Annotated in this window: 25 protein-coding genes and 1 riboswitch; of the genes, 14 read left to right on the top strand and 11 right to left on the bottom strand. The window is 77.2% G+C overall.

Annotated elements, in window-relative coordinates; translation table 11 throughout:
• Positions 1-27: 27 nt before the first annotated feature.
• The 3 genes from CHB98_RS05825 to CHB98_RS05815 all read left to right on the top strand — a co-directional run bounded on the left by CHB98_RS05825 (position 28) and on the right by CHB98_RS05815 (position 4,639).
• Positions 28-1,578: a gluconokinase gene (locus tag CHB98_RS05825; protein WP_089304814.1), complete on the top strand. Its 1,551-nt coding sequence runs from the start codon at positions 28-30 to the stop codon at positions 1,576-1,578.
• Positions 1,579-1,653: 75 nt separating this feature from the next.
• Complete coding sequence (locus CHB98_RS05820; protein WP_089304640.1) at positions 1,654-3,231, top strand: FMN-binding glutamate synthase family protein; 1,578 nt, start codon at positions 1,654-1,656, stop codon at positions 3,229-3,231.
• Between the two features lie 150 nt (positions 3,232-3,381).
• Positions 3,382-3,540, top strand: a riboswitch (cyclic di-AMP (ydaO/yuaA leader).
• Between the two features lie 217 nt (positions 3,541-3,757).
• Positions 3,758-4,639, top strand: a complete 882-nt coding sequence (locus tag CHB98_RS05815; RefSeq protein ID WP_089304639.1) for an aggregation-promoting factor C-terminal-like domain-containing protein — start codon at positions 3,758-3,760, stop codon at positions 4,637-4,639.
• 72 nt (positions 4,640-4,711) lie between these two features.
• On the opposite strand, the gene CHB98_RS05810 is transcribed toward CHB98_RS05815, so the two are convergent.
• Positions 4,712-5,041, bottom strand: a complete 330-nt coding sequence (locus CHB98_RS05810; RefSeq protein ID WP_089304638.1) for a YnfA family protein — start codon at positions 5,039-5,041, stop codon at positions 4,712-4,714.
• A 59-nt stretch (positions 5,042-5,100) separates the two neighbouring features.
• Here CHB98_RS05810 and CHB98_RS05805 point away from each other — a divergent pair, with 59 nt between their 5' ends.
• Both CHB98_RS05805 and CHB98_RS05800 read left to right on the top strand, forming a co-directional pair.
• Positions 5,101-5,745: a class I SAM-dependent methyltransferase gene (locus tag CHB98_RS05805; protein WP_089304637.1), complete on the top strand. Its 645-nt coding sequence runs from the start codon at positions 5,101-5,103 to the stop codon at positions 5,743-5,745.
• Positions 5,746-5,747: 2 nt separating this feature from the next.
• On the top strand, positions 5,748-6,470 hold the full coding sequence (locus CHB98_RS05800) for a DUF72 domain-containing protein (protein WP_218822261.1): 723 nt from the start codon (positions 5,748-5,750) through the stop codon (positions 6,468-6,470).
• Here the strand turns inward: CHB98_RS05800 and CHB98_RS05795 are convergent.
• Positions 6,403-6,816, bottom strand: coding sequence for a DUF2784 domain-containing protein (locus CHB98_RS05795; protein WP_089304636.1), 414 nt, complete (start codon positions 6,814-6,816; stop codon positions 6,403-6,405). The genes CHB98_RS05800 and CHB98_RS05795 overlap by 68 nt on opposite strands.
• A 75-nt stretch (positions 6,817-6,891) precedes the next feature.
• Between CHB98_RS05795 and CHB98_RS05790 the strand changes: the two genes are divergently transcribed.
• Positions 6,892-7,317: a hypothetical protein gene (locus tag CHB98_RS05790; protein WP_089304635.1), complete on the top strand. Its 426-nt coding sequence runs from the start codon at positions 6,892-6,894 to the stop codon at positions 7,315-7,317.
• A 13-nt stretch (positions 7,318-7,330) separates the two neighbouring features.
• Here CHB98_RS05790 and CHB98_RS05785 read toward each other — a convergent pair whose 3' ends face one another.
• Positions 7,331-7,714, bottom strand: a complete 384-nt coding sequence (locus tag CHB98_RS05785) for a VOC family protein (protein ID WP_089304634.1) — start codon at positions 7,712-7,714, stop codon at positions 7,331-7,333.
• Positions 7,715-7,762: 48 nt separating this feature from the next.
• Here CHB98_RS05785 and CHB98_RS05780 point away from each other — a divergent pair, with 48 nt between their 5' ends.
• Together CHB98_RS05780 and CHB98_RS05775 are read left to right on the top strand one after the other, a co-directional pair.
• Complete coding sequence (locus CHB98_RS05780) at positions 7,763-7,972, top strand: DUF4177 domain-containing protein (RefSeq protein WP_089304633.1); 210 nt, start codon at positions 7,763-7,765, stop codon at positions 7,970-7,972.
• Positions 7,973-8,047: 75 nt separating this feature from the next.
• Entirely contained in the window at positions 8,048-8,590 is a 543-nt protein-coding gene (locus tag CHB98_RS05775) for a GXWXG domain-containing protein (RefSeq protein ID WP_089304632.1), read from the top strand.
• Here CHB98_RS05775 and CHB98_RS05770 read toward each other — a convergent pair.
• The 5 genes from CHB98_RS05770 to CHB98_RS05750 all read right to left on the bottom strand — a co-directional run bounded on the left by CHB98_RS05770 (position 8,587) and on the right by CHB98_RS05750 (position 14,675).
• Complete coding sequence (locus tag CHB98_RS05770; RefSeq protein WP_089304631.1) at positions 8,587-9,018, bottom strand: hypothetical protein; 432 nt, start codon at positions 9,016-9,018, stop codon at positions 8,587-8,589. The genes CHB98_RS05775 and CHB98_RS05770 overlap by 4 nt on opposite strands.
• A gap of 42 nt (positions 9,019-9,060) precedes the next feature.
• On the bottom strand, positions 9,061-10,467 hold the full coding sequence (pntB, locus tag CHB98_RS05765; RefSeq protein WP_089304630.1) for a Re/Si-specific NAD(P)(+) transhydrogenase subunit beta: 1,407 nt from the start codon (positions 10,465-10,467) through the stop codon (positions 9,061-9,063).
• Positions 10,468-10,470: 3 nt separating this feature from the next.
• Positions 10,471-12,060: a Re/Si-specific NAD(P)(+) transhydrogenase subunit alpha gene (locus CHB98_RS05760; RefSeq protein ID WP_089304812.1), complete on the bottom strand. Its 1,590-nt coding sequence runs from the start codon at positions 12,058-12,060 to the stop codon at positions 10,471-10,473.
• Between the two features lie 280 nt (positions 12,061-12,340).
• Positions 12,341-13,492, bottom strand: coding sequence for an acyl-CoA dehydrogenase family protein (locus tag CHB98_RS05755; protein ID WP_089304629.1), 1,152 nt, complete (start codon positions 13,490-13,492; stop codon positions 12,341-12,343).
• Between the two features lie 7 nt (positions 13,493-13,499).
• A complete protein-coding gene (locus tag CHB98_RS05750) occupies positions 13,500-14,675 on the bottom strand; it encodes an acyl-CoA dehydrogenase family protein (RefSeq protein ID WP_089304628.1) in 1,176 nt (391 codons plus the stop codon).
• Positions 14,676-14,843: 168 nt separating this feature from the next.
• On the opposite strand from CHB98_RS05750, the gene CHB98_RS05745 reads away from it, so the two are divergent.
• The 3 genes from CHB98_RS05745 (at position 14,844) to CHB98_RS05735 (ending at position 16,438) form a co-directional block, all read left to right on the top strand.
• A complete protein-coding gene (locus CHB98_RS05745; protein ID WP_089304627.1) occupies positions 14,844-15,218 on the top strand; it encodes a TFIIB-type zinc ribbon-containing protein in 375 nt (124 codons plus the stop codon).
• A gap of 26 nt (positions 15,219-15,244) precedes the next feature.
• Positions 15,245-16,063, top strand: a complete 819-nt coding sequence (locus CHB98_RS05740) for a hypothetical protein (RefSeq protein WP_089304626.1) — start codon at positions 15,245-15,247, stop codon at positions 16,061-16,063.
• A gap of 72 nt (positions 16,064-16,135) precedes the next feature.
• Complete coding sequence (locus CHB98_RS05735; RefSeq protein ID WP_089304625.1) at positions 16,136-16,438, top strand: hypothetical protein; 303 nt, start codon at positions 16,136-16,138, stop codon at positions 16,436-16,438.
• Between the two features lie 13 nt (positions 16,439-16,451).
• Here the strand turns inward: CHB98_RS05735 and CHB98_RS05730 are convergent, their stop codons facing one another.
• Entirely contained in the window at positions 16,452-17,621 is a 1,170-nt protein-coding gene (locus tag CHB98_RS05730) for a 4-hydroxybenzoate 3-monooxygenase (RefSeq protein WP_089304624.1), read from the bottom strand.
• A 51-nt stretch (positions 17,622-17,672) separates the two neighbouring features.
• On the bottom strand, positions 17,673-18,449 hold the full coding sequence (locus CHB98_RS05725) for an IclR family transcriptional regulator (protein WP_089304623.1): 777 nt from the start codon (positions 18,447-18,449) through the stop codon (positions 17,673-17,675).
• Between the two features lie 119 nt (positions 18,450-18,568).
• On the opposite strand from CHB98_RS05725, the gene CHB98_RS05720 reads away from it, so the two are divergent.
• Positions 18,569-19,396, top strand: coding sequence for an acetoacetate decarboxylase family protein (locus tag CHB98_RS05720; protein ID WP_089304622.1), 828 nt, complete (start codon positions 18,569-18,571; stop codon positions 19,394-19,396).
• Here CHB98_RS05720 and CHB98_RS05715 read toward each other — a convergent pair.
• The gene (locus tag CHB98_RS05715; protein WP_179224224.1) at positions 19,385-22,012 is read right to left on the bottom strand and encodes an ATP-binding protein; all 2,628 of its coding nucleotides are present in this window, start codon (positions 22,010-22,012) and stop codon (positions 19,385-19,387) included. The two genes, CHB98_RS05720 and CHB98_RS05715, sit on opposite strands and share 12 nt — an antisense overlap.
• Positions 22,013-22,163: 151 nt before the next feature.
• On the opposite strand from CHB98_RS05715, the gene CHB98_RS21445 reads away from it, so the two are divergent.
• Complete coding sequence (locus tag CHB98_RS21445) at positions 22,164-23,042, top strand: hypothetical protein (RefSeq protein ID WP_179224222.1); 879 nt, start codon at positions 22,164-22,166, stop codon at positions 23,040-23,042.
• Positions 23,039-24,796 carry an NAD(P)/FAD-dependent oxidoreductase gene (locus tag CHB98_RS05705; RefSeq protein ID WP_179224220.1) on the top strand — a complete coding sequence of 586 codons (1,758 nt, stop codon included), beginning with the start codon at positions 23,039-23,041 and terminating at the stop codon, positions 24,794-24,796. Before CHB98_RS21445 ends, CHB98_RS05705 begins: the two co-directional genes overlap by 4 nt.
• The last annotated feature ends 17 nt before the right edge of the window (positions 24,797-24,813 follow it).

Genomic DNA, 24,813 nt, shown 5'->3' with positions numbered 1-24,813 from the left:
CACCGCAGGTCCGAGCCGGAGGTGCACGTGGACGTCGTCGTCGGGCTCGACTCCGGGACGACGGCGACCAAGGCGGTCACGGCGGGCGTCGACGCCCGGGTGCGCGACCTGGCCAGCGTCGGCTACCCGCTGCTGGTGCCGGCACCCGGCCGGGCCGAGCTGGACGCCGCCCGGCTGCAGCGGGCCGCGGTCGAGGCGCTCACCGCCATCACCGCGCTGGCCCGCGACCGCGGCGACCGCGTCGTCGGGGTGGCCCTGTCCGCCGCCATGCACGGCCTGGTGCCGATGGACGGCGACGGGGCCCCGCTGGGCCCGCTGCTCACCTGGGCCGACGCGCGGGCCGCCGAGTGGGCCAACGCCCTGGTGGCCGACGGGCGGGCGGCGGCGCTGCACGCCCGCACCGGCACCCCGGTGCACGCCATGTCGCCGCTGGTCAAGCTGTCCTGGGAGCGCGCGCAGGACCCCGCGAGGGTGGCGTCCACCCCGCGCTGGGGTGGGGTCAAGGAGCTGGTCCTCGCCGTCCTGTGCGGCGGCCCGCCGGTGGTCGACCGGTCGGTCGCCTCGACCACGGGCCTCTACGACGTCCGCGCCGGCCGCTGGGACGACGAGGCGCTGGCCATCGCCGGCGTGCGGGCCGGCCAGCTCGGCGAGGTGCTGCCCACGACCGCCGTGCTGCCCGGCCTGCGCCCGGAGGTGGCCGCGGCCACCGGGCTGCCGGCCGGCACCCCCGTCGTCATCGGCGCCGCCGACGGCGTGCTGGCCAACCTGGGCATCGGCGCGGTGCGCCCGGAGGTCGCCGCGGTGTCGCTGGGCACCAGCGGGGCGATGCGGGTCGTCGTCCCCGCGCCCACCGTGGACCCCGGCCGCCGGCTGTTCTGCTACGCGCTCACCGACGAGCAGTGGGTGGTCGGGGGCGCGGTCAACAACGGCGGCTCGGTGGTCCGCTGGGCCTCGCACGCCCTCGCCGTCGAGCCCGGGCACCCCGAGCCGCAGGGCGAGGAGGCCGACGCGCTCGACGCCCGGCTGCTCGAGGAGGCCGCGACGGTGCCCGCGGGCAGCGCCGGGCTGCTGTGCCTGCCCTACCTGCTCGGCGAGCGGGCGCCGTGGTGGCGCTCGGGCCTGCGCGGGGCCTACATCGGGCTGCGCCGCGAGCACCGCCGGGCGCACCTGGTGCGCGCCGCCGTGGAGGGCGTGTGCCAGCAGCTGGCGCTGGTCCGCGACGCGTTCGCCGCCACCGACGTGCCGGTGTGCGAGGTGCGGGCCACCGGCGGCGCGGTCGCCTCCCCGCTGTGGGTGCGCACCCTCGCCGCCGCCCTCGACCTGCCGGTGCGGGTCGCCGACTCCCCGGAGGGCACCGGCCTGGGCGCCTGCCTGCTCGGCCTGCACGCGCTGGGGGCGCTGCCCGACCTGGACGAGGCCACGGCGCTGGTCAGGGTGCACGACCCGGTGGAGCCCGACCCCGCCGAGGCCGCGGTCTACCGGGAGCTGCGGTCCCTGGTGGAGCGCTCGACCGAGGCGCTGACCGGCGTCCTCACCGCGCTGGACGCCCTCGACGACACCCCGGTCGATCCGCTCTGACCGGCGGCCCGCCGCGGCGGAGACCCCGCGACGGCGGACCCGCCGCAACGGGGCCGGCGGTGCCACCCTGGCGCGATGGGACGCACGTCACGTCTCGCGGGCGCCGGGCTCACCGCCCTGGCCGCGGTCGCCGCCCGCGACCTGCTCCAGCGCGAGCACACCCTGCTGCGCAACTTCCCGGTCGTCGGCCACGCCCGCTACTGGCTGGAGTCCATCGGCCCCGAGCTGCGCCAGTACCTGGTCGCGGGCAACAACGAGGAGCGGCCCTTCACCCGCGACCAGCGGCGCTGGGTCTACGCCTCGGCGAAGGGGGAGAACAACTACTTCGGCTTCGGCACCGACAACGACCTCGAGTACACCGCCGGGTACCCGGTCATCAACCACCGCACCTTCGGCCGCGCCGTCCCCCCGTCGTCACCGGGCTCCGCGCACGACGTGCGGCTGCCCTCGGCCAAGGTGGTCGGCGGCCCCCGCGGCCGGGCGCGCGCCTTCCGGCCGGCCTCGGTGGTCAACGTCTCGGCGATGAGCTTCGGCTCGCTGTCCGGCGCCGCGGTCGAGGCGCTCAACCGCGGTGCGGCGCTGGCCGGCTGCCTGCAGAACACCGGCGAGGGCGGCATCGCCGTCCACCACCGGCACGGCGGGGAGCTGGTCTTCCAGCTCGGCACCGCCTACTTCGGCTGCCGCGACGGGCGCGGCCGCTTCGACCTGGCGCGGCTGAAGGACCTGGTCGCCGGCGCGCCGGTGCGGGCGCTGGAGGTCAAGCTCAGCCAGGGCGCCAAACCCGGGCTCGGCGGGGTGCTGCCGGGGGCCAAGGTGTCCGCGGAGATCGCCGCCGCCCGCGGCGTCCCGGAGGGGGTGGACTGCATCAGCCCGTCGCGGCACGCGGAGTTCTCCGACACCGACAGCATGCTCGACTGGGTCGAGCTGCTCGCCGCCGAGACCGGCCTGCCGGTCGGCATCAAGTCCGCCGTCGGCGACATGGCGTTCTGGCACGAGCTCACCGGGCTGATGGCCACCACCGGCCGCGGCGTGGACTTCGTGACCGTCGACGGCGGCGAGGGCGGCACCGGCGCCGCGCCGCTGATCTTCACCGACTCGGTGTCCCTGCCCTTCCAGCTCGGCTTCGCCCGGGTGTACGCGGCCTTCGCCCGCGCCGGGCTGGCCGAGCAGGTCACCTTCGTCGGCGCGGGCAAGCTGGGGCTGCCCGACAACGCGATCGTCGCCTTCGCGCTGGGCTGCGACCTGATCAACGTGGGCCGCGAGGCGATGCTGGCGATCGGCTGCATCCAGGCGCAGAAGTGCCACACCGACACCTGCCCGACCGGCGTCGCCACCCAGGACCCGTGGCTGGCGCACGGCCTGGACCCGCGGCGCAAGGCGGTGCGCGCGGCCAACTACGTCCGGACGCTGCGCCGCGACCTGGTCAAGGTGGCCGAGGCCTGCGGGGTCGAGCACCCGGGCCTGATCGACGTCGGCTCGGTCGAGGTGCTCACCGGGCGCACCGCGTCCACGCCGCTGGGGGAGGTCTACGGCTACGAGCCGGAGTGGGGGCTGCCCTCGGCCGCCGACCGGGCGGAGGTCGTCCGATTCATGACGGCGGGGACGACGCCGCAGGGCGGGTCGGCCGAACCCTCGGAGGACGCCGCCGGCTGACCTCCCCCGCCCACCCCGCTCGCTGCACCCGGGGCCGCGCTGCGACGTTCCTCACGGGACGGCTGGGGTTCGCGGGATTGTCACGGGCCGGTAACGCCCCTTACGGTGGCTCCCGTCCGGTCGGTCGTGTCCTCCCCGCTGGGGGAGCCCGTCCGGACGCCGCCGAGTCGCGTCCGTCCCGCGGACGCGAGCCGGGGACCCACCGCAGGACTGGGGTGAATCCAGCCCGCGCGCACTCCGCGCGGGCCGGTAGGGCTGCTTCCCGCCCGAACCCGTCAGCTAACCCGGTAGGCGGCTCACGGAAGAACGGAGCTCTCCGCATGCCCCGCCCCCGGGCCTCCGCGGCCCGCCGGTGCACCCGGCCGCACGCACCCCGCGTCCCCATCCCGGCCCGCTGACCGGCACCTGACCGCGCCCGCCGGCAGGCCCCGCCTGCCGGCGGCCCCGTAGACCGCCGCACCCGGCTGCCCTCCCCCGGGAGGACCGGCCCCCGCGCGCCCTCCCCGCCCCGGAGCACACCCCCCTGATGGACACCGAGCACCTCCCGGCCGTCCCGGCCGACCTGCCCGCCCCCCGCGCCGCCCGCCGTCGCGCGTTGCTGCCCGGCCGCGGCCGGCGCCCGGCCGTCCTGCTGGCCACCGCCGCCGCGGGCGCCGTCGTCGTCCACACCCTGCTCGGCGGCCCGCCCGCGGCCGAGGCCGAGCGCCCGGCCGAGACGGTCACCGCCTCGGTGAGCGTCGCCGAGCAGCTGGGCATCACCGCCGAGGCGGCGGACCGGCCGCTGGCCGCCCCGGCGCCCACCGAGCTGGCCCCGCTGGAGGACCTCGCCGCCTCCCGCAGCGACCGCGCCGCGGCCGAGGCGCAGGCCGCCCAGGTCCAGGCCGCCGCCGAGCAGGCCGAGCGGGACCGCCTGGCCGCCGAGCGGGCCGCCGCCGAGGCCGCCGCCCGGGAGGCCGCGGAGCGGGCCGCCGCCGAGGCCGCCGCCCGCGAGGCCGCCGCCCGCGAGCAGGCCGCGGCCGAGGCCGCCGAGCGTGCGGCCGCCGAGCGCGCGGCCGCTCCCACGCCCGCCGCGGCCGCCCCCGCAGCCCCCGCGCCCAAGAGCTCGTCCGCGCCCGCGCCGAAGGGCTCCTTCAAGGACTACGCGATGGCCGAGGTCGGCAGCGCCGAGCAGTTCTCCTGCCTGGAGAAGCTGTGGGGCAAGGAGAGCGGCTGGAACCCCAACGCGCAGAACCCCACCAGCACCGCCTACGGCATCCCGCAGTTCCTCGACTCGACCTGGAAGAGCACCGGCATCGCCAAGACGTCGGACGGCTACCGGCAGATCGACGCCGGCCTGATCTACATCGAGAACCGCTACGGCAGCCCGTGCGGCGCCTGGTCGCACTCGCAGTCCAAGGGCTGGTACTAGGGGGAGGACCCCCTCGCCCCCCGACCCTCGCTCCGCTCGGCGCGGGACCCCGCGGGGGGCCGTTCCAGCGCGTCACCGGGGGGCGTACATGATCAGGGCGACGCCGGCCAGGCAGAGCAGGGCGCCCGCGACGTCGAAGCGGTCGGGCCGGTAGCCGTCCAGCGCCATCCCCCAGGCCAGGCTGCCGGCGACGAACACCCCGCCGTAGGCGGCCAGGACCCGGCCGAAGGCCGCGTCCGGCTGCAGGGTGGCGACGAACCCGTAGGCGCCGAGCGCCAGCACGCCCAGGCCGATCCACAGCCAGCCGCGGTGCTCCCGCACGCCCTGCCAGACCAGCCAGGCGCCGCCGATCTCGAGCAGGGCGGCGGCGAGGAACAGGGCGACGGAGCGGGCGACCAGCACGGCCGCATGCTCCCAGGCGGGTCGCCGTCCGGGTGTCCGCGCGTGGTGGACTGCCCGGCGTGACCGCCCGCCCCGTCCCGTCCGGCTTCGTCCGCGCGCACACCCAGGTGCGGCGGCCCTCGGCGGTGCCCGAGGTCCGGCTGCACGTCGCCGACGACGTCGTCGCGCTGTGGGAGGCGATGGAGGCCGCCGACGGCGGGGCGGGGGAGGCCCCGCCGTTCTGGGCGGCCGCCTGGCCCGGCGGGCAGGCGCTGGCCAGGTACGTCCTCGACACCCCGGCCGCGGTGGCCGGGCGGGCCGTCCTCGACCTCGGCTCCGGCAGCGGACTGGTGGCGCTGGCCGCCCGCCTCGCCGGCGCCCGCTCGGTGCTGGCCAGCGACGTCGACCCGTTCAGCCGTACCGCGGTCGGTGTCAACGCCGGCCTCAACGGCGTCACGGGGGTGAGCGTCACCGGCGACGTGCTCGGCCGGGACCCGGCGGGCATCGACGTCGTCCTGGCTGGGGACGTCTGCTACGACCGGGAGATGACCGAGCGGGTGCTGCCCTTCCTGGACCGGGCGCGGGCCCGCGGCTGCGCGGTGTACGTCGGCGACCCGGGCCGCCCGTACCTGCCGCACGACCGGCTGGAGCAGGTCGCGGTGTACGAGGTCCCGGAGACCGAGGGCCCCGGCCGGCGGCGGACGACGGTCTGGCGGCTGCCCTGAGCGTGCACGTCGGGACGTCCGGCTGGAGCTACGACCACTGGGACGGCGTCCTCTACCCGCCGGGCACGCCGCCGCGCGACCGGCTGGCGCACTACGTGCGGCGGTTCGGCACCGTCGAGCTGAACGCCAGCTTCTACCGCTGGCCGCGGACGGCGACCTTCGCCTCGTGGCGCCGCCGGCTGCCCCCCGGCTTCCAGCTGTCGGTCAAGGCGCCGCGCGGGCTGACCCACGCCAAGCGGCTGTACGCGCCGGAGACCTGGGTCGGCCGGCTCACCGAGTGCTGGCACGAGCTCGGGGACCGGCGCGCCGTCCTGCTGGTGCAGCTGCCACCCACCCAGGCCCGCGACGACGCCCGGCTGGACTTCTTCCTCGGCCTGCTGCCGGGCTGGATGCGGGTCGCGGTGGAGTTCCGGCACCCCAGCTGGCACGACGAGGCCGTGTACGCCCTGCTGGAGCGGCACGGCGCGGCGTACTGCGTGGTGAGCGGCGCCGGCCTGCCGTGCGTGCTGCGGGCGACCGCGCCGTTCGTCTACGTCCGGCTGCACGGCCCGGACGACACCCACCTCTACGCCGGCTCCTACGCCCACGCCGACCTGCGCTGGTGGGCCGACCGGATCGGGGAGTGGGCCGGCGGCGGCCGGGACGTGTACGCCTACTTCAACAACGACGGGCACGGGCACGCCGTGCGGGACGCGGAGGCGCTGCGGGCGATGACCGGGAGCTGACCCACCGCGCGGCCAGCAGCCCGTGGCCGACCAGGTTGGGCACCAGGGCGACGGTGTAGACGCCCGCCTGGACGGCGGGGGCGGCCACGTCCAGCCCGAGCGGGGCGCACACGTAGTGGCCCAGGAAGCCACCGGTGTAGGGCACGGCGCCGGCCCGCTCGCGCAGCGCCAGCTCCAGCTCGGTGAGCGGGCAGGGCGCCCCGGCCAGGTGCACCGCGAGGATCGCCGCGGCCACCGGCGCGTGCAGCAGCAGCACCCGCGGCCGGCGCAGGGCGACCAACGAGCCGGTCACCATGACGACGACGGCCAGCCCGTGCACCACCGCGACCACGTGCGCCCACAGCACACCCCCAGGGTGGCACGCCGGGGACCCCGGGTGCCGCCCGCGCGCGGGAGGCCGCCCGCGCGCCAGGATGGGGCCATGACTGAGGACGACGTCACCGGCCGGGAGCACGGCCCGGGCCACCGGGTGGGCCGGTCGGTCGAGGAGTTCGTCGGCCAGCTGCGCGCCTTCAGCGACCGGGCGCGCGGCCTCGCCGCCGGCGCGGCCGGGGCCGTGCCCCTGTCGCTGCCGCGGCTGCCCTCGCCGCCCGGCGCGCTGTCGGCGGCCCAGCTGCGCGCCATCGACCGGGCGGTGCGCAGCCAGCGGCAGCAGATCGCGGCGATGACCGCCCAGCTGGAGGCCTTCGACGAGCAGCTGGCCGTGTTCGAGCGGATCCTCGACCCGCTGGTGGAGTGGAGCGCGACCTGGGCCCGGCTGGAGGAGTCGGTGGCCGACCTGGTGCGCCGTCCCGGCGACACCCCGCCGCCCGGACCGCCCGGGACGCCGCCGTCCGGCACCGCCTGAGCGGGGACGGTGGCTACCGCTGGTCGCGGCGCAACGGGTGGTCGGCGGGCACCTGCACCAGCACGATGCGGACGCCGTCCGGGTCGGCCACCCACGCCTCGACCAGGCCCCACGGCTCGGTCCGCGGCTCGCGCAGCACCGCCGTCCCGGCCGTGGCCAGCCGGCCGACCTCGGCGGCGACGTCGCGCACCTGCAGCCACAGCGCCATCCCGCGGGGCGGCTCGTCGCCGGGCCCGGAGACCTCCAGCAGCCCGTTGCCGAGGAAGAACACCACCCCCGGGTGCTCCGGCGGGCCGAACTCCCGGTACACGGCCAGCCCGAGCACGTCGCGGTAGAAGGCCTGCGACCGCGCGGGGTCGACCGGCCGGAGGAGGATGCGGCTGCTCAGCACGTCCACCGGGGCATCATCGCGGCAGGCCCGTGACACCGACGCGAGGAGGACGCCGTGGCGCAGCGCTACGAGTACCGGGTGGTCGAGCTCCGCGAGGGGCTGATCGGCGGGAAGATGTCGGGTGACAAGCTGGAGAAGGTGCTCAACCAGCACGCCCGGGAGGGCTGGCAGCTCACGGCGATCACCTCCGTCGAGGTCAAGGGGCGCATCGGCCCGGGCGGCGTCGAGGGCGTGCTGGTCACCCTGGAGCGCCCGACCGCCTGACCCGAGGAGCGCCGTGCCCGACGCCGCGACCGTGCTGCCGGCGGGGCTGGAGCACCCGCCGCACGGGGGCGCCCGGTGAACGACGCCGAACGGTGGGTCCAGCGGCACCGCGGCGGCGCGGTGGCGGCCGACGTCCTGGCCTTCGCCGACCGGCTGCCCGGCGTCGCGGTCGAGGAGATGGCCGGCCGCTGGCGGGGCACCGAGCTGCCCACCGGCTCCCCGCTGGACGGGCTGCTGACCGCCCACGGCTGGTGGGGCAAGGAGGTGCTCGACGCCGACACCGTGCACCCGCTGCTGGTGGACGGCCGCGCGGGCCGACCGCGCCCGGTGCAGCCGGCCGCCGCGCCGCTGTCCCTGCTGCGCCGCGCTCCTGGCCTGCTCCGCAGCCGGCCGGCCCGGCTGGCGTCCCGCGCCGTCCGCCCGCTGTTGACCACCCGCCGCCCCGGCGCCCGGCTGCGGCCGGTGGTGCACCGCGGCGTGCCCACCACCGCGCTGGTCTACGACCGGCTGCCGGTGGTCGACGTCTTCCGCGCCGTCACGCCCGACCTGCTGCTCGGGCTGATGGACGTGCGCGGCCTGCGCGACACGTTCGCGTTCCTCCTCGAGCGGGAGTCCTAGGGCGCGTCGTCCTCCGGGCGGGCGCGGCGCCTCAGCAGGCCGGCCACCGAGCCGACCCGGTCGGTGGCCTGCCGCAGCCCGTGCACCAGTGGCAGCAGGTCCTCGGTGACGGTGCGCAGCACGTCGGGCACGCTGTCGACGACCGGGTCGTCGAGCACCCGGCCCACCCGCTCCAGGCCGGGCCGCAGCGCCCGCACCGGCTCCTCCAGCTCCTCGACCAGGCCCTCCAGCCGCTCGGCGGTGCGCTGCGCAGAGGCGACGGTCTCGGTGGCCACCCGGGTGGCCGCGATCAGCTCCCGGACGGCGGTGTTCAGCTCGGCCATCGTGCGCGGCAGCTGGGCCAGCGCCTCGGTCTGCTCCCGCAGGACGTCGACCAGCTCGGACAGCCCGGGGATGCGGGGCAGGCCCAGGCCGCGGAAGGGGTCCATCTCTCGACGATAGGGTGCCGACCGCAGGGCCGCGGAGGGCGGTCAGAGTGCCTTGAGGATGTCCTCCACCCGTTCGCGGGCGTCGCCGAAGAGCATGCGGGTGTTCTCCCGGAAGAACAGCGGGTTCTGGACGCCCGCGTAGCCGGTGCTCATCGACCGCTTGAAGACGACGACGTGCTCGGCCTCCCACACCTGCAGCACGGGCATGCCGGCGATCGGGCTGCCCGGGTCGTCCAGGGCGGCCGGGTTCACGGTGTCGTTGGCGCCGATCACCAGCACGACGGAGGTCTTGGCCAGGTCGTCGTTGATCTCGTCCATCTCCAGGACGACGTCATAGGGGACCTTCGCCTCGGCCAGCAGCACGTTCATGTGCCCGGGCAGCCGGCCGGCGACCGGGTGGATGCCGAACCGCACCTCGATGCCCTTCTCCGTGAGCGTGCGGGTGAGCTCGGCAACCGGGTACTGCGCATGGGCGACCGCCATCCCGTAGCCGGGGGTGATGACGACGGACTGCGCCTCGCGCAGCAGCTCGGCGACCTCCTCGGCGGTGGTCTCGGTGTGCACGCCGTCCTCGGTGCCGGAGGCGGTGCTGCCCTCGTTGCCGAAGCCGCCGGCGATGACCGACAGGAAGGAGCGGTTCATCGCCCGGCACATGATCCAGGACAGGTAGGCACCGGAGGAACCGACCAGGGCTCCGGTGATGATCAGCAGGTCGTTGTCCAGCAGGAAGCCCGACGCGGCCGCGGCCCAGCCCGAGTAGCTGTTCAGCATCGACACGACGACCGGCATGTCGCCCCCGCCGATGGAGGCGACCAGGTGCCAGCCCAGCGCCAGGGCCAGCACCGTCACCGCGAGCAGCAGGCCGAGCGACGGCGTGGCGACGAAGGCGACGGTGAGCGCGGCGAAGGCGACCAGCGCGCCCAGATTGAGCCAGGTGCGCCCGGGCAGCACGAGCGGGTTGCTCTTGATCCGGGCGGACAGCTTGAGGAAGGCGACGACCGAGCCGGTGAGGGTGACCGCGCCGATGAAGACGCCGATCGCCACCTCGGCGGAGTGGATGCCGAGCAGCTCGGCGGGCACCTCCTCCTGCTCGGCTCCGCGGGCCTCCACCGACAGGTAGCCGTTCCACCCGACGAGGACCGCGGCCAGGCCGACGAAGCTGTGCAGCAGGGCGATCAGCTCCGGCATGCCGGTCATCTCGACGCTGCGGGCCCGCCACAGCCCGATCGCCGCACCCCCGGCCATGGCCACGACGATCAGCCCGACGGCGGCGGCCGAGATGCTCTGGGCGGCCAGCCCGACGGTGGCGGCCAGGGCGATCGCCATGCCGGCGATGCCGGCGGCGTTGCCGGACTTCGCCGTCTCGTGGCGGGACAGGCCGGCCAGGCTGAGGACGAACAGCAGCGCGGCGACGACGTAGGCGGCGGCCGCGGCGGACGTGGTGGTCATGGGTCAGCGCTCCGTGCGGGCGACGGGGGTGGCGCGGGCCGGCCCGCGGGTGAACATGCCGAGCATGCGGCGGGTCACCGCGAAGCCGCCGAACACGTTGATGCTGGCCACCAGCACCGCGACGAACGCGAGCACGGTGACCAGGGCGCTGGTGTGGCCCACCTGCAGCAGGGCGCCGACCACGATGATCCCGGAGATGGCGTTGGTGACGCTCATCAGCGGCGTGTGCAGCGCGTGGTGCACGTTGCCGATGACGTAGAACCCGACGACGACGGCCAGCGCGAACACCGTGAGGTTGCCGATCAGCTGGCTCGGCGAGGCGGCGGCGAGCAGGAACAGCGCGAGCGCCGCGGCACCGACGACGGCGGCGGTGCGGGCGGGGGAGCGCGGCGCCCTCGCGGCGGGTGCCTGCGCCGTCGGCCGGGGCGCCGGCGCGGCCGAGGCCCCGGGGGGCGGGGCCGCCGACACCTGCACCGGCGGTGGGGGCCACAGCAGCTCGCCGTCGCGCACCACGGTCATCGACCGCTGCACGACGTCGTCGAGGTCGAGCACCAGCCGGCCGTCCTTGCCGGGGGTGAGCAGGGTGACGAGGTTGACCAGGTTGGTGCCGAACAGCTGCGAGGCCTGCCCGGGCAGCCGGGCGGGCAGGTCGGTGTAGCCGATGATGGTGACCCCGTTCGCGGTGCGGACCACCTGGTCGGGCACCGACCCGGCCACGTTGCCGCCCTGCGCGGCGGCCATGTCCAGGACCACGCTGCCCGGGCTCATCGAGGCGACCATCTCCTCGGTGATCAGCCGCGGGGCGGGCCGGCCGGGGATCAGCGCGGTGGTGATGACGATGTCGACCTCCCGCACCTGCTGGGCGTACATCACCGCAGCCCGCCGGTCGTAGTCCGCGGAGGTGACGCTGGCGTAGCCGGTGCCGCCGCCGGCCTGCGGCTCGTCGGCGGGCACCCCGACGTACTCGCCGCCCATCGAGGCGATCTGCTCGGCGACCTCGGGGCGGACGTCGGTGGCCCGGACGACGGCGCCCAGGCTGCTGGCCGCCCCGATCGCGGCCAGCCCGGCCACGCCGGCGCCGACGACCAGCACGGTCGCGGGAGGCACCTTCCCCGCGGCGGTGACCTGGCCGGTGAAGGAGCGGCCGAACGCGTGCGCGGCCTCGATGACCGCCCGGTAGCCGGCGATGTTGGCCATCGAGGACAGCACGTCCAGCGACTGCGCGCGGGAGATGCGCGGCACGGCGTCCATGGCCAGCGCGGTGACCGGCCGAGCGGCCAGCGCGGCCAGCAGGTCGGGGTCGAACGCGGGCGCCAGGGTGCTGACCAGCACGCCGCCGTCGCGCAGCAGGCCGACCTCCTCCGGGATCGGTTTGGCCACGTGCAGCACGAGGTCCGCGCCCCAGGCCTCCGCGCGGGTGCCCAGCCGGGCGCCGGCCTCCAGGTAGGTGTCGTCGGGGAAGCTGGCGCCGGCCCCGGCGCCGGTCTCCACGAGCACCTCGTGGCCGAGTGCCGTCAGCCGGCGCACGGTGGCCGGGGTCGCGGCGACGCGGGTCTCGCCGGGCCGCGTCTCCCTGGGCACTCCGATGAGCACGTCCGGTCCCTCCTGCACGGGTGGGGTCGCCGCCCGTCACCGGTGACGGGGCAGGCGGTCGGGGGACGGCGGGCACGGGGGCGCAGCCGGGCCGGTCCTGCCGTCCCCGCGGAGTGTGCCGTGCGGCGGGCCGGATGGGAACGCTCACCCTCCGCAGTGCCGGCGGCGGGCGGCCGCGCGACGGGTCCCCGGTGCCTCCTGGCGGGTGAGGGACCGCGGGCGGGACCGGGTGCGCCGGCGCCCCGTCCCCGGGCGGGGAACGGGGCGCCGGCGCACACCCTCAGCCGGTGTAGGGCGCCCCGAGGGGGTCGACCGTCTCGTGGCCGTCGACGCCGGCGGCCAGCCGGGACAGCGCCCACTCGCCGTCGCCGAGCAGGTGGTCGATCGCGGTGAGCCGGCTGGTGTGGTGCCCGATGGTGTACTCGGCGGTCACCCCGATGCCGCCGTGCAGCTGGATCGCCTCCTTGCCGATGTGCCGGCCGGCGCGGCTGGTCTGCAGCCGGGCGCGGTCGGCGGCGGCGACGACGTCCCCGCCGGCGTCCTGCACCATCGAGGCCCACAGCGCGGTGCTGCGGGCCAGCTCCAGGGACACGTACATGTCCGCGGCGCGGAAGGTGAGCGCCTGGAACCGGTTGAGCGTCACGCCGAACTGCTTGCGGGTCTTGAGGTACTCCGCGGTGGTGCGCAGCGCGGTGTCCATGGAGCCGATCGCCTCGTGGGCGTAGCCGATGCGCGCCTCGGCCAGCACCCGCTCGACCACCGACGTCCGGTCGGCCAGGTCGGTGCCGAGCAGGTCGGCGGGGGTGCCGTCGAACCGGACGTGCGCCGCACGGCCGCCGTCGTGGGTGCGGTAGCCGGTGCGGGTCAGGCCCGCGGCGTCCCCGCGGACGAGGAACAGCGCCGTGCCGCCGTCGACGACCGCGGACACGACGAGGACGTCGGCCCGCGCGCCGTTCAGGACCGGCTCCTTGACGCCGGACAGCGACCAGGAGTCGCCGTCCCGCGTGGCGGTGACGGCCGAGGCCGACGGGCTCCAGCGGGTGCCCGGCTCGGCGTGCGCCACGGCGGCCAGCGTGGTGCCCTCGGCGATGCCGCCCAGGACCTCGGTCCGCTGCTCGTCGGTGCCGGCCGCGGCGACCAGGCCCCCGGCCAGCACGACCGCCTCGACGAACGGCTCGGGTGCCAGCACCCGGCCGATCTCCTCGGCGACGACGGCCACCTCGATCGGGCCGGCGCCCATGCCGCCGTGCTCCTCGGCGAAGGGCAGGCCGAGCAGGCCCATCTCCGCCATCCGCGCCCAGGTCTTCTCGTCGAAGCCGGGGTCGGTGCCGGTCACCCGGCGGCGCTGCTCGGCGTCGCCGTACGCGCGCTCGAGCAGGCCGCGCACGGCCTCGCGCAGGTCGTGCTGCTCGCTGTCGAAGGTGAAGTCCACGGTTGCCTCAGAGCCCCAGGATCGTGCCGGCTATGATGGTGCGCTGCACCTCGTTGGAGCCTCCGTAGATGGAGACCTTGCGGTAGTTCAGGTACTCCGGCGTGGCCACGCGGGCCCAGTCGGGCACCGCGGAGCCGCCGTCGGCGAACGACGACACCGACAGCGGGCCGGCGATGTCGACGACCAGCTCGGTGGCGGCCTGCTGCAGCTCCGAGCCGCGCAGCTTGAGCACCGACGACGCCGGGTGCGGCTTGCCGTCGGTGGAGTGCGCCACGACCCGGAGCGCGGTGAGCTCCAGGGCCATCAGCTCGTTCTCCAGCTCCGCGATGCGGGCGGCCATCCGCGGCTCGGCGGCCAGGGGGCGGCCGTCGACGGTGACCTCGCGGGCGTAGGACTTGGCCTGGGCCAGCAGCCGCTTGGTGGCGCCGATGCGGGCGATGCCCACGCGCTCGTTGCCGAGCAGGAACTTCGCGTAGTCCCAGCCGCGGTTCTCCTCGCCGACGAGGTTCTCGGCCGGCACGCGGACGTCCTCGAAGAAGACCTCGTTGACCTCGTGGCCGCCGTCGATGAGCTCGATCGGGCGCAGCGTGACCCCGGGGGAGTCCATCGGGAAGACCAGCATGGAGATGCCGCGCTGCTTCTTCTCCGCCGTCGGGTCGGTGCGCACCAGGCAGAAGATCCAGTCGGCGTGCTGGCCCAGCGTCGTCCACGTCTTCTGGCCGTTGACGACCCAGTCGTCGCCGTCGCGGACGGCAGTGGTGCGCAGGCTGGCCAGGTCGGACCCGGCGTCGGGCTCGGAGAAGCCCTGGCACCACCAGATGTCGATGTTCGCCGTCGCCGGCAGGAAGCGCTCCTTCTGCTCCTGGCTGCCGAAGGTGGCGATGACCGGGCCGATCATGCTGGCGTTGAACGGCAGCGGCTCGGGCACGCAGGCCAGCTGCATCTCCTCGCGCCAGATGTGCATCTGCAGCGGGGTCCAGCCGCGGCCGCCCCACTCGGCCGGCCAGTGCGGCACGGCCAGCCCGGCGGCGTTGAGCGTCCGCATGGACTCGACCAGCTGCGCCTTGGACAGGTCCCGGCGGGACGCGACGGTGTCGCGGATCTCCTGCGGCACCTGGGTGGTGAAGAACGTCCGCATCTCCTCCCGGAACGCCTCCAGCTCCGGGGACAGTTGCAACCGCATGGGACCTCTCTCCTGACGGCCGACAGTGCCGTCTCGCGGGGTGGTGCCCCGACGATCCCACACTTGCTACTCGCGGGTAGCCCCCGGGCCCGGCGGTCCCGGCGACGTGTCCCCCGTGGGGGGCAGGCCCAGGGGAACGGCCGCCCCGGGCCGCCCGTTCGTCCGGGCATGGAGCTGACCTGTCCCAAGTGTCACGGCACGATGCGCACCTACGAGCGCAACGGGGTGCACGTCGACCAGTGCACCGAGTGCCGCGGCATCTTCCTCGACCGCGGGGAGCTGGAGCGGCTGGTCGACGCGGAGCAGGCCTGGCACGGCGGCCGGCCGGCCGGGGCGCCGTCGGCCGCCTCCGGGACGGCGCCGGCCGGCTACGGCGGCTCGGGGCACGGGTCGGGGCACGGTTCGACCGGCCACGGCGCGGGCGGGCTGGGCGCCGTCGTCGGGGAGGTGCTCAGCCAGGTGTCGAAGAAGCAGGGGCACTCCTCCGGGTACGGGCACTCGGGCAAGCGCAAGCAGTCCTTCTTGGGCGAGCTGTTCGGCTAGACCGCCCACGGGGCACGCAGGGGGTCGTGTTCGAGGTCGACTGGATGGGCCGGCTGGGCCGCGAGGTGCTCCGCGAGCGGCTGCCCGCGCTCATCGCCGAGGCATGCGCGTGGAGCGTGGGCCTGTCCGACCGGCCGCACCACGAGCGGCGCCGCGGCCGGCTGACCGGGACCGGCGGGACGATCGGCGACCGGATCGCCCGCGGCCAGCCGGTGTCCGGCGAGGAGGACGGCCGGCTCGACCTCGGCGACGCCCGCCCGGGCAGCTTCCGCGACGTGCTCAACGCGGTCGACGCCGGCGGCCAGCTGTTCGCCGACCGGTTCGACCGCGAGGTGCTCGAGCCGTTCGTGCTGGCCACCTGCGTGCTGGCCGCCGAGCGGGCCCGCGCGACCCGGCCGGGGGCGTGGGCGGAGCTGCTCGACGACCTCGGGGAGGACGGCCGCGACCTGGCCCGCGTCGTCCGCGCGGGGGAGTGGGAGGCCGCGCTGCGCACCGAGGCCGAGCACCTGGTGCTCGCCGCGCTGGCCGACCAGCCGCTGCTGGAGGTCGAGGCCGAGGGGTTGCCGCTGTCGCTGGTGCGCGCGGCCGAGGCGCTGGCCCGCGACGCCGCCCCGCCGCCGTCCCCCCCGGCCGAGGACCCGGCCGCCTCCGGCGCGGTGTTCCTCGCCCGGGCCGCGGTCGCGGACCTCGACGGGCCGGTGCCGCCCGCGCACGCCGACCGGGTGCTCGCCGCGCTGCTGGCCGAGGGCATCGAGCCCGACGAGCTGCCCGCCGTCCTGCCGCACCTGCCGCTGGCGCCGGGCACCGCGGACGCCGTCCTCGGCCTGCTCGACGCCGGCCGCTAGGCGGGCGCCGGTCCCGTCCGTCACGATGGACGCCGGGGGCCCGGGCGCCGGGTCCCGGCGGACGGAGGACGCATGACCGGACAGCAGCCGATCGAGCCGGACGCGATCCTCGGGCGGGACGGGACCGCGGTCCCGCGCGGTCACGGCGGGGTGCCCCAGCCGGTGTCCCCGTCGCTGCTGCCGGCGCTCGCCCGGGTGGTCCTGGCTGGGCCGCTGCTCGCCGCGTCGGCGGTGGCGCTCACCGCGGCCGCGGCGGTCACCGCCGTCGAGCTGGCCGGCCGGATGGCCCGGCCGCGCACCGGTGCGCCCGGGCCGGGTCTCCCCGGCGGCTTCGAGCTCACCATCACCCGGGTGGAGATCCGCTGGCCCTCCTGACCCGGCGCGGGCCTCAGAGGTCCAGCGGCAGGCCGGTGTAGTTCTCGGCCAGCTCCCGGGCGGCGGGCTCCGAGGAGCAGACCCGGCGCAGCTGGGACAGCTGCAGCTCGGCGTCGAAGTCGTCGCCGGAGGTGTGCAGCATCGAGGTCATCCACCAGGAGAAGTGGGTGCACCGCCACACGCGGGCCAGCGCCCGGTCGGAGTAGGAGTCGGCCAGGTCGGTCTCCTTGTCCTGCAGCAGCCGCACCAGCGCCTGTGCGAGCAGGGTGACGTCGGCGACGGCCAGGTTGAGCCCCTTGGCACCGGTGGGCGGCACGATGTGCGCGGCGTCCCCGGCGAGGAACAGCCGGCCGCGGCGCATCGGGGAGCTGACGAACGAGCGCATCGGCAGCACCGACTTCTCCGTCACCGGCCCGCGGTTGACCGACCACCCGTCCAGGGCCATGCGGGTGTCCAGGGCGTCCCAGACCCGCTCGTCGGACCAGTCCTCGACCCGCTCGGCCGGGTCGACCTGCAGGTACAGCCGCGACACCGACGGCGAGCGCATCGAGTACAGCGCGAACCCGTCGCGGTGCCAGGCGTAGATCAGCTCGTCGGTGGCCGGGGCGGCGTCGGCCAGGATGCCCAGCCAGGCGTAGGGGTAGGTGCGCTCCCACACCCGCCCGCCGGCGGCCTGCACCAGCGCGCGCGAGGGGCCGTGGAAGCCGTCGGTGCCGGCGACCGCGTCGCACTCGAGCACCCGGGGGACGCCGTCGGCGTCGGTGAACCGGATGCGCGGGGAGTCGGTGTCGACGTCCTCGGGCGTCACGTCGGACACCCCGAACAGCAGCGGCGGGCCGCCGTCCAGCTGCGCGGCGATGAGGTCCTTGACCACCTCGGTCTGCCCGTAGACCCACACCGTGCGCCCGCACAGGGACGGGAAGTCCAGCGTGTGGCGCACCCCGGGGTACTGCAGGTGGATGCCGGTGTGCTCCAGCCCCTCGCGGTGCAGCCGCATCCCCAGGCCGGCGGCGGTCAGCGTGTCGACGGTGTGCTGCTCCAGCACGCCGGCGCGGATGCGGGCCTGCACGTAGTCCCGCGACCGGTTCTCCAGGACGACGGAGTCGATGCCCTGCAGCGTCAGCAGCCGCGACAGGAGCAGGCCGGCCGGGCCGGCGCCGATGATCCCCACCTGAGTGCGCACGCGACCGAGTGTGACCGCCGCTACGCCGGCAGGGGAACCGGTAGCTGCCGCTCAGCGGAAGGACTGCACCCGCGACAGCTCCCGCCCGATGCCCCGCGCGGCGACCTCGAGCACCGGGACCAGGCGCAGCAGGTCCCGCCGGTGGCTGGGGACGACGATGCCGAGGGCCGCGACGACGCCCGGGCCGGCGGGCCGCTCGGCGTGCACCGGGACGGCGACGGACAGGGTGCCCAGCGACATCTCCTCGGCGGTGCGCGCGTACCCGCGGCGGCGGGCCTCGGCCAGCTCCCGCCGCAGCCGCCCGGGGTCGACGATGGTGTGCCGGGTGGCCCGGGTGGGCGCGCGCAGCACGGCGTCCACCACCTCGTCGGGCGCGGCGGCCAGCAGCACCTTGCCCACCCCGGTGGCGTGCAGGGGCAGCCGGCTGCCCACCTGGCTGACCACCGGCACCGACTCGCGGCCGGAGACCCGCTCGACGTACAGCGCCGAGCGGCCCTCGCGGACGGCGAGGTGCACGGTGTCGCGGGTGGCGGTGTGCACGTCGAGCAGGAACGGCGCGGCGACCTGGCGCAGTTCGAGCTGCACGGGCGCGAGCAGGCCGAGGTCCCACAGCCGGCGGCCGATCTCGTAGCGCCCGTCGGGGCGGCGGGTCAGCGCGCCCCACGCGGTGAGCTCGGCGAGCAGCCGGTGCGCCGTGGTCAGCGGCATCCCGGCGCGCTCGGCGATCTCCGACAGCGACAGCCGCGGGGCGCCGCTGTCGAAGGCGCCGAGGACGGCCAGCGCGCGCGAGGTGACCGACCGCCCGCCCGTCCCGGCCCCGCCCGCCACCGCCCCAGCCTCCCAGCCCGCGGGCGGACCGGGGACCTCGGACTCTCCCGCCCCGCCCCGCCGGACCGGTGTGCTGGCCGCGGTGCCCGCCCTGGGCGCCGCGACCCCGGGAGGACCGGATGGCCGACACCCCGGTCCGCCTGCCGCTGGCCTACCACGACGCCGCGGTGGCGTCCTCGTACCACCCGGCGTCCGCCGCGGCGGTGGCGGCGGCGCTGCCCAGCGACCTGCTGCGGCCGCTGACGTGGGGGGACGGCCGGACGGTCGTCGCCGTGCACGCCTTCCGCTACCGGACGGTCACCTGGACCGCCGCGGACGGTGGCACCCGCACGCTGGCGCCGTACGGCGAGGTGGGGGTGACGGCGGGGGTGGTGCTGCGTGGCCGGCGCCGGCCGGGGCGCGCGGTGGGCGGCTTCGTGCTGCACCTGCCGGTGACCTCCCGGGAGGCGCGCGACGCGGGGCGGGAGCTGTGGGGCCTGCCCAAGTTCGTCGCCGACCTGGACTTCCTGGACGCGCCCGGGCGCCAGCGGGTGCGGCTGTCCGAGGGCGGGGCCGAGGTGCTCACCCACACGGTGGACGCGCGCGGCCCGGCGGTGCGCGGCAGCCGGTCGCGGACGCTGTGGTCCGCGCGGCGCGGGCAGCTGCTGGAGACGGTGGTGGAGGTGCACGCGCGCTGGCAGGCCCGGCCCGGGCGCGGCGCCGGGCACCTGGCGCTGGGGACGCACCCGCTGGCCGACGAGCTGCGCCGGCTGGACGTCTCGCCGGCGCCGCTGGCCGCGTTCCGGGCGCTGGAGTACCGCAGCACCCTGCCGGCCGGGCGGCCGGTCGGCCCCGCGGGGGAGCACCCCGGCCACGTCGGCGAGGACCGCGAGTTCGGCCGGTTCACCGTGGCCCACCCCGGCACCGCACCGCTGGACCAGTACGCGCCGGCGGCGTCACGGGTCTAGCGCCGTGCCGGCCGACGTGCCGACGGCCGCGAGCCCCTCCTCCAGCGCCGCCCACGGGCCGAGCGCCGCGCCGGCCGCCCGCTCGCGCTGCTCGGCGTCCGGCCCCAGCGTGGCCCGCAGCCCGTCGGCGAGCCGGTCGGCCAGGGGCTGGTGGGTCGGCCACCGCGCGACCCCGAGCGCGGCGCGGGCGGCGTCCGCCGCGCCGGCGAGCCGGGCGGCGGCCGCGGGCCGGCCGAGGACGGCGGCCAGCCCGGCCAGGACGTCGAGGCAGGCCGCCGCGCCCTCCTGGTCCCGGACCCGGCGGTGCAGGTCCACGGCCTCGGCCAGCCGGGAGCGGGCCGCGGCCAGGTCGCCGGCGAGCAGCGCGCCGAGGGCCAGGTGGTCCGACAGCAGCGCGGTCAGCTGGTCGTCGCCGATCGAGCGGGCCAGCTCCAGCGCCTCCCCGTGCACCCGCGCCGCCGTCACCGGGTCCCCGGCGGCGAGGGCGACCGAGCCGCGGACGGTCGCGGACAGGACCACCGACCAGGTGTCCCCGCTGCGGCGCAGGGCCGCCAGGGCCTCGTCGAGGGCGGCCACCACGGCGGGGCCGCCCGGGGGCATGGTCACCGCCAGGGCGGCCAGGCCGTGCCCCAGCAGCCACGGGTCGTCCCGCGCCCGGGCGTCGGCCACCACCCGCTCCAGCAGGGGCGTTGCCGCCGCGGGGGAGCCCGTGGTCACCCGCATGGCGCCGCGCGCCCACAGCAGCCGGCCGGCCAGGTCGGCCGGCAGCGACGCGGCCGAGGGCAGCGCCGCGGTCCGTTCGGCCAGCTCGGCCATGGGGGCGAGCAGCCCCCGCGCCCACCACCAGCGGGCCAGCGGCGCGGCCAGCCGGACGGCGAGCTCGGCGCGGTCGGTGTCCACCGCCCAGCGCAGCGCCGCCTGCAGGTCGGCGGCCTCGTCGTCCAGCCGCACCCGCCACAGCCGGGCGTCCGGGCCGGACAGCCCGGCGCCGGCCCGCGCGCTCACCCCGGCCAGGTGCCGCGCCCAGCGCTCCCGGGTGGCCTCCTCCTCGCCGCGGTCGCGCAGCCGCTCGGCGGCGAACACGCGGACCAGGTCCAGCATGCGGAAGCGCGGCTCGCCCCGCCCGGTGTCGGTGGGGGTCACCAGGCTGTGGCCGACCAGGTCCGACAGCGTCTCCACGACGTCCAGGTCCCCGTCGGCGGCACCGACCGCCTCGGCGGTGTCCAGCGTGCAGCCGTCGGCGCAGACCGACAGCCGGGCCAGCAGCGCGCGCCCCGCCCCGTCCAGCAGGTCGTGGCTCCAGGAGATCGTGGCCCGCAGCGTGCGCTGCCGGGCCGGGGCGTCGACGTCGGGGTCGGCCAGGTCGAGGGCGGCGGCCGGCACGCCGTCCAGGGCGCGGTCCAGCCGGGCGAGCAGCAGCGGCGGCGGCAGCATCCGGACCCGGGCGGCGGCCAGCTCGACGGCGAGCGGCAGGCCGTCGAGCCGGCGGACCAGCTCGGCGACCGCGCCCGCCGTGGCGGGGGTGACGGCGAAGGCGGGGTCGCGCTGCCGGGCGCGGGCCACGAACAGCTGGACGGCCGGGCTGCCGGTCACCGCCCCGGGCGTCGTCTCCCCGGGCGCGGGGGTCCCCAGCGGCCCGGTCGGCACGTCGTGCTCGCCGCGCAGCCGGAGCACGCGGCGGCTGGTCACCAGCAGCTGGGTGCCGGGGCAGCGGGAGAGCAGCCGGGCGAGGTCGGGGGCGGCGCCGGCGACCTGCTCGGCGTTGTCCACCACGAGCAGCGCCCGCCGTCCGGCCAGCCGGTCGGCGACCAGGTCCAGCAGGGGGCGGCGTCCCTCCGCGGACACCCCGACCGCGGCGGCGACGGCCGCGGGGACGTCGGCCGGGTCGCGCACCCCGGCGAGGTCCACGAACCAGGTGCCGTCCCGCCCGGGCGCCGCCTCGGCGGCCGCGGCCAGCGCCAGCCGCGTCTTGCCGATGCCCCCGGGGCCGGTGAGCGTCACCAGCCGCACGCCGGGGTCGCGCAGCAGCGCCGTGACCGCGGCCAGCTCCGCGCGGCGGTCGACCATCGGGGTGGCCGGGGTGGGCAGCCACCCGGTCGCCAGCCCCGGCGGCGCCGGCGCCGCGCGGCCGAAGCGCTCGCTCAGCAGGACGGCGAGGTCGTCGGCGACCAGCCGGCCGAGCTCGGCGGCGTCCCGGAACGGGGTGGTGGAGGCGCCGCCCTCCGCCTGCACCCGCTCCACCAGCCGGGCCAGCCGCGGGTCGCGGTCCGGGGCGGGGGTCCGGACGTAGAGCAGCCGCGGCATGCCGGCGGACAGGTCGAGCTCGTCCTCGATGCCGGACACGGCCATGCCCGGGCCCACCCACCCGTAGCGGTCGCCGTAGACGCCCACGAAGACGTCGCTCTGCGCGAGGTAGGCGCGGTAGAGGTCGCGCGGCGGGTGCGGCCGGGCACCGAGCTCGAAGAGCACCGGGGTGAGCCGCAGCCGGGTGACCGCGGCCCGTACCGCGCGCCGCTCGGCGGCCAGCTCCTCGAGCGTCGAGGAGACGAAGACCCGCAGGCGCTGGTCGGGGGTCGCGATGCCGGTGGGGACCTCACCGGCCGGTGCTGCGGCCACGCGCCACCTCCCGGCGCCGGCCGCCCCGCCCGGAGGGGCCGGTGCCGCGGAGTCTAGGAACCCCGGCCGCGCCGGGAGAAGCCGGTGACAGCGGACGGGGGCCGGTGGTTCGATGACGACAGCGCGGGGGCAGACGCACTCGGGGAGTGCCGTGGACCGTCCTCCCACCACCGTCGACACCGCGACCGGCGTCCGGCGGCTGCTGCCGGCCATGGCCGCCCTGCTGGTCGCCTTCAGCGTGCTCACCGCGCTCGCGGTGCTGACGCTGTACGTGCTGGCCGACCGGACCGACCGCTCGTTCGCCTGGACCATCCAGCCGCCGCTGACCGCCGCCTTCCTGGGCGCGGGCTACGCGGCCGGCTGCGTCCTGGTGGTGCTCTCCCTGCGGGACCCGGTCTGGGCGCACAGCCGCGTCCCGGTCCTCACCATCCTGCTGTTCACCATCGCCACGCTGGCCGCCACGCTGCTGCACCTGGACCGCTTCCACCTGCAGGCGGAGTTCCTCGACCGGCCGCTGCTGGCGCGGGCCGCGGCCTGGTTCTGGCTGGCCGTCTACGTCGTCGTCCCCGGCCTCATGCTCGTGCTCCTGGTGCCGCAGGAGCGCGCGCCCGGGAGCGACCCCCCGCCCCGCGACCCAGTGCCGCTCCCGCTGCGCTGGGCGCTGGCCGCCGAGTCGGCCGTGCTCCTGGTGGTGGGCGTCGCGCTGTACGCCGCACCGTCCACGGCCACGGCCCTGTGGCCCTGGCCGCTGACCCCGCTGACCGCGCGCGTGCTGGCCGCCTGGCTGGTCGCCTTCGGCGCGGCGACCGCGCTGGCCGCCGTCGCCGGCGACCTCCGCAGGCTGCGCACGGCGGCGGTCGCCTACACCGTCTTCGGCGTCCTCGTCGCGCTGGCCGTGCTGCGCTACCCGGGCACGGTCGCCTGGGGCGGCCCGGCGGCGTGGGCCTTCCTGGCGATGACGGCGGCGATCGTCGCCACGGGGGCGGCCGGGTGGCGCCTGGCCCCGGCGCCGGACCGGGGGACGGCGTGACCGGGGAGCACCGGGCGGCGCTGGTGGTCGTCGCCCGCGACGGCGGCGTCCGGCTGGCGACGACGCGCGAGCTGGAGCGCCGCTACGGCGCCGACTACCTGGTCGTGCCGGCCGCCGACCCCGGACGGGTGGCCGGGCTGCTGGCCGCCGGCGGCGACCCCCCGGTGGCGGTCCTGCTCGGCGGGCTGGGGGACGCCGACCCCGACGGGCTGGCCGTGCTGCGCCGGCTGCACGGCGCGCACCCCGGCGCGCTGGCGGTGGCCGTGGTCCGGTGGGGGGCCTGGGAGACCGCCCAGCCGATCTTCGAGGCGATCACGGTCGGCCAGCTGGACCGCTGGGTGTACGCCCCGCAGGGCCGGTCGGACGAGGAGTTCCACCGCTCGGTCACCGAGGCGCTCGACGAGTGGGCCTCCCAGCAGGGCGGCGGTTTCGAGGCGGTGCGGGTCGTCGGCGACCGGTGGGACCCGCACGCCCAGCACCTGCGCGACCAGCTGACCCGCAACCGGATCCCGCTGGGCTTCTACGAGGCCGGCTCCGCCGACGGCCGGGCGCTGCTGGCCGACCTCGGCATCCCGCAGCCGCGGCTGCCCGTCGTCGTGGTCCGCTTCCGGCCCCAGCAGGCGGTGCTGCAGGCCCCGACCGACCTGGAGCTGGCCGAGTCCTTCGGCCTGTTCGACCCGCTGGACCCCGGCGCCGTCCACGACGTCGCCGTCGTCGGGGCGGGACCGGCCGGGCTGGGGGCCAGCGTGTACGCCGCCTCCGAGGGGCTGGACACGCTGCAGCTGGAGCGCGAGGCGGTGGGCGGGCAGGCCGGCACCAGCTCGCTGATCCGCAACTACCTCGGCTTCCCGACCGGCGTCAGCGGCAGCCGGCTGGCCTTCGCCGCCTACCAGCAGGCGTGGGCGTTCGGCACCCGCTTCTCCTTCATGCGCACCGTGCAGGCGCTGAGCACCGAGGACGGCCTGCACCGGCTGGCCCTCAGCGACGGCTCCTCGGTGCGGGCCCGGGCCGTCGTGGTGGCGACCGGTGCGGTGTGGCGGCGGATCGGCGTGCCGGAGCTGGAGGAGTTCACCGGCCGCGGCGTCTTCCACGGCGCGGCGGTCAGCGAGGCGCCCGCCATGCGCGGCCGGCACGTGTTCGTCGTCGGCGGCGGCAACTCCGCGGGGCAGGCCGCCGTGTACCTGTCCCGGCACGCCGACCGGGTGTCCCTGCTGGTGCGCCGGGACTCGCTGGTCCAGTCGATGTCGGACTACCTGGTCCGCGAGCTGGTGGCCCTGCCGAACGTCGACGTCCGGTACCGGGTCCAGGTCGTCGGCGGCAGCGGCGCCGACGTCCTGGAGACCGTCCGGCTGCGCGACCTGGACACCGGTGCGGAGACCGAGGAGGCCGGCATGCTCTTCGTCATGATCGGCAGCCAGCCGCGCACGGACTGGGTCGACGGCGTGCTGGCCCGCGACCGGTGGGGCTTCCTGCTCACCGGCCCGGCGCTCCTGGCCGACGGGGTGGACCCGCCGTGGCCGCTGGACCGCCCGCCGGCGCTGCTGGAGACCAGCACGCCGGGCGTGTTCGCCGCCGGCGACGTCCGCGAGGGCTCGGTCAAGCGGGTGGCGTCCGCCGTCGGCGAGGGGGCGCTCGCGGTGACCCTGGTGCACGCCCACCTCGCCGCCCAGGAGGCGGCAGTCGCGGACGAGGGCCGGCCGGGTGGCCGCGCCGGCGCGCCGGCTTCCGCTGGCCGGGAGGAACGGCTTGGGTGACGTAGCCCCCGGGCCGT

The sequence above is a fragment of the Geodermatophilus pulveris genome (genome assembly GCF_900188375.1).
In the GTDB taxonomy this organism is placed as follows: domain Bacteria; phylum Actinomycetota; class Actinomycetes; order Mycobacteriales; family Geodermatophilaceae; genus Geodermatophilus; species Geodermatophilus pulveris.
The sequence above is the reverse complement of the archived record's forward strand: the minus strand, read 5'-3'. Positions and strand labels throughout refer to the sequence as shown.

Bases quoted from the DNA above. Each gene is read 5' to 3' on its own strand.
- CHB98_RS05820 (WP_089304640.1), top strand. From the start codon at position 1,654: ATGGGACGCACGTCACGTCTCGCGGGCGCCGGGCTCACCGCCCTGGCC.
- CHB98_RS05815 (WP_089304639.1), top strand. From the start codon at position 3,758: ATGGACACCGAGCACCTCCCGGCCGTCCCGGCCGACCTGCCCGCCCCC.
- CHB98_RS05790 (WP_089304635.1), top strand. From the start codon at position 6,892: ATGACTGAGGACGACGTCACCGGCCGGGAGCACGGCCCGGGCCACCGG.
- CHB98_RS05770 (WP_089304631.1), bottom strand. From the start codon at position 9,018: ATGGACCCCTTCCGCGGCCTGGGCCTGCCCCGCATCCCCGGGCTGTCC.
- pntB (WP_089304630.1), bottom strand. From the start codon at position 10,467: ATGACCACCACGTCCGCCGCGGCCGCCGCCTACGTCGTCGCCGCGCTG.
- CHB98_RS05750 (WP_089304628.1), bottom strand. From the start codon at position 14,675: ATGCGGTTGCAACTGTCCCCGGAGCTGGAGGCGTTCCGGGAGGAGATG.
- CHB98_RS05745 (WP_089304627.1), top strand. From the start codon at position 14,844: ATGGAGCTGACCTGTCCCAAGTGTCACGGCACGATGCGCACCTACGAG.
- CHB98_RS05735 (WP_089304625.1), top strand. From the start codon at position 16,136: ATGACCGGACAGCAGCCGATCGAGCCGGACGCGATCCTCGGGCGGGAC.
- CHB98_RS05720 (WP_089304622.1), top strand. From the start codon at position 18,569: ATGGCCGACACCCCGGTCCGCCTGCCGCTGGCCTACCACGACGCCGCG.